Annotated in this window: 1 protein-coding gene and 1 pseudogene; both read right to left on the reverse strand. The window is 46.8% G+C overall.

Annotated features, from left to right (window positions below; all coding sequences use genetic code 11):
• Positions 1-2,237, reverse strand: a pseudogene (locus QUA23_RS30630) (hypothetical protein); the annotation flags it as partial.
• A 59-nt stretch (positions 2,238-2,296) separates the two neighbouring features.
• Complete coding sequence (locus QUA23_RS30635) at positions 2,297-3,187, reverse strand: hypothetical protein (protein WP_333079618.1); 891 nt, start codon at positions 3,185-3,187, stop codon at positions 2,297-2,299.
• Between the last annotated feature and the right edge of the window lie 161 nt (positions 3,188-3,348).

Raw genomic sequence — 3,348 nt, forward strand, 5'->3', positions numbered from 1 at the left:
GAACCCGTCAGCAGCGACACCGACATTTGCGAACCTCCGAGATCTTTCAGCTCGTGCTCGAAGCGCGATCGCATTTCCGCTTCCGTACCGCTGGCCGCCTCGTAGGAATTAACTTTTACCCTGAAGATTTGCGTCGCAGGTTCTGCAACTTTTTCAGCGGGTGCAACTTTTCCCGGCACCAAGGACGGCAACAACGATAAATCCTGCCGGGCGACGCGCTCCAGGTAATCCAGGGGAACTCCCGTAAACTTGATTTCGTACACAAATTCTAGCTTGGGATTATCCGAAACCAGGCGTTTACTTTTTCTGGGTTCGCTAATTTTACTCTTGATACAATCCCAGTCGAGATTTTCTCCGGATTCGCTAGCTTTGTAATTTGCCCGTAAATAATCAGTCCACTTTTGAGCGCGGCTTTTTGCCTTGGTTGCTGTCTGGACTCCCGCTTCATCTTTGTTGCTAAAGGCTGCGTAACCCGCTAACAATTCACCGTTATCCCGCCGCTTCAAATAGCCGACGCTGTTGGTAATTTTCACCAACTCTACAAATTTATCCTCTTCCTTGGCGTAGGGGTTGGCTATTTTTTCCAACCTAGCCGCCTCGCTGTCTCGCCAATCTTGAATTAAAGTTCGAGCGATATTTTTGTAAGGGCGATCGCCCAATTCTGCTGCCAGCAAAGATTTAGAAAATACTACCTTCGGTTTGCCGTCTGCACCTTTTTCTTCGGGATTCAAGAATCGATAAGTTGCGCCAACCAATCCGCCCTCACCGTGAGAGGGATAGACTTGTACCTGAAAACCCATGGTTTCAAAATCCAGAACATTACCGGGATTGAGATCTGGTTGTTCTGTTTCGTCTTTTTGCGCCGATCGAGAGTCCAAAATTTTCTTAGCACACTCAACTATAGAACAGCCACTAGCTTCCCATTCTTTTCTAGTGACTTTTTCGGTGAATCCTTCTGTCGCATTCCGAAAGAACAAGCTCACATAATTTGCGAAAAAGTTTAAAGTTTCAACCGTCCATTTTTCACCGTTACTTTTGACTGTAACTTTTTGAGCTTTTTCTTCACTATCATCATCATCTAATGCCAATTCCTCCTCGATGGCTGCATCGTATTCATCCCCCGTGAGCACGTCACTTTCAATTTCTTCTGCCGCCACTTTAGGAAAATCCACCGGTAAAACTTGTTGCCCTGGAGTTTCTAAATTTTCCAAACGATCGATCAGTTGTCGCGTCCAGGCAACAATTTCATTAAAATCTGCCAAAGATTCGGGGAATGTCGGATCAATCTCCTCAATATATTCGGTTGACGCATCCCAAAATTGATTGCTTTTGTTATTGTTCAACCCGATCGCCACGATGCCGCCATTGGGAAGCGAATAAAAAATATCCCATCCGCGATAATTTTCGTAAAGCTCTGAAGTATCCCAATCTGGAGGCATATTAGGGTCAGGCTGGAAAAAACCGTAAGATTTGAGGATACTTTCAACCGTGTCGCTAGAGTTTTCGGGTTCGTATTCGGCTTCTGGATTGGGGGCAACATAATAATCGCATAAAGTATTTTGACCCGGTTCGTGTACGTAGCCACAACCAGGGCAAGGAGTTCCTGGTTCAAGGGCGATCGGCTGCGATTTTTCCTTCAAATCCTTGAAAGCGAGATTTGATATAGTGACAGCCGCTCTCAGTTTGTCCGCCTCATCTTTTACTTGTTCATTTTCTGCCACTAATTGCCGCACCCGCTCAGAACTGGCTCCCAGCAATTCCAAATGCCGCTCTGTAATTTTGCTGTGTTCCTGTCGAAATTTTTCGCTGTCAACCTGAAGGGCCTCAACCTGCGATCGCAGATACTCAACTTCCTGGTTGTATTTTTCCTTTTCTAACTCAGACTGCAACTCCTTAACTCGGTTAGCGCTGGTTTCTAATAACTCCAAGTATTGACGCTTTGTTTTTTGGTCTTCCCGTCTCAACCTTTCAATTTCAGCATTAGCCGCTTCCCATTGCTTCAATTCTTCCGCCGCTAAAGGCTGAACTCCTAAACCGTAATTTGCAGCTAAATGCAAAATCTCGGTCCAAATAGGACTGAGTTCTTCTGGAGCGCTTTCAGAGTAGTCATCAAGCAACTCTCTCAACGATTGTTTAACTGGTGCGGTTTTGGCTTCAAGTTCTTCGAGCTTGAGGATTTCGGCATCAAGCGCCGCTTTTTGGTCGAGTTTTTGTTGAATTTTAGAATTGATACACATTTTATTTTTCCCGTGAAGTGGTGAGCAGTTCCCAGGGTGAAACTGGGAACCGTGGATAATTACGCCGGCTTTTGAGTCTTGAGGAATTCCAGAAATTCGACTAGCTGCTGAAAGTTGAGATTGTTTCGAGTTTCGACGCCGAACTCGAATTTGAGAATTTCTTTTCCTTGGTCTGGCGTCCATTTGAGCCGCTTAACTTCAGTTGAGGTTTTCTCGAAGACGGCGAGGTAGTCCAAGAAATCTAAAAGTTCTTCGTCGTTTAATTCAGTCGGGTGAACTTTATTGAAGTTGACTGCCAGACAATTCTGAATTTGAAAATCAGTCCATTTCAATCGGTGCAAGGTGTCGGCGACTGCGGAACTGGCGGCGGGATTGCTGGTAGGGAGGGGTTTGGAAATTGGAGCCGCTTTTAACTGCTTGACTTCTGCCGGAGCGGGCAAAACTTTTTCCTGAACTTGCTGCACCGATGCGATCGCCTCAATTTCAGTTTCGTCGAGCCAGCCCAACCCGCAGATCGACAAAGTGCAGCGGCGCTTGGCTTTGGTGACGGCTTTCATCAACGCGTTTCCGAGGGCGTTTCCGCTCAATCCGGCGATCGGAACGCAGCCGATATCGCAGTCAGAGCGACCGTCTTTAGTTGTTGCCACGACTTCTACAATTGCCAAACCGTTTTCGATTCGGGTTTCGGCTTTAGAAATCGAAACTCCCTGAATTTTGCGGAGCTGTTCGGTGCAGTCTTTCTTGGCGTAAAGTCTGAGCTTGCCGTCAAATTTGATGTACTCAAAAGGCCAAGTCAAAGGATTCAAGCCAAGGGATTCACAAACTTTGCTGTAGTAGGCTGCTCGGTCATTTTCCGAAAGCTTGCTCAAGTCGCCGCCGAGCAAAGCCAATTCCATCGGACCCATTTCAGAATTTTGAGCTTGAGAATTATTCAAGGTTGGTAAATTCATGCGACCTCCTCGGAATGCGATCGCACAATTGCAATGCTGCTGAGGACTTCGCCGCGGCATTCCCGGTACGGCAAGTATTTGACTGCAACCGGGCAGATGCGGGGGTCGATCGGAGCTTTGGCGAAAAACTTGCCAGAATCGCTGTCGAAAATTACGCTCGG

The organism is Microcoleus sp. Pol1C5 (assembly GCF_036701115.1).
In the GTDB taxonomy this organism is placed as follows: domain Bacteria; phylum Cyanobacteriota; class Cyanobacteriia; order Cyanobacteriales; family Microcoleaceae; genus Microcoleus.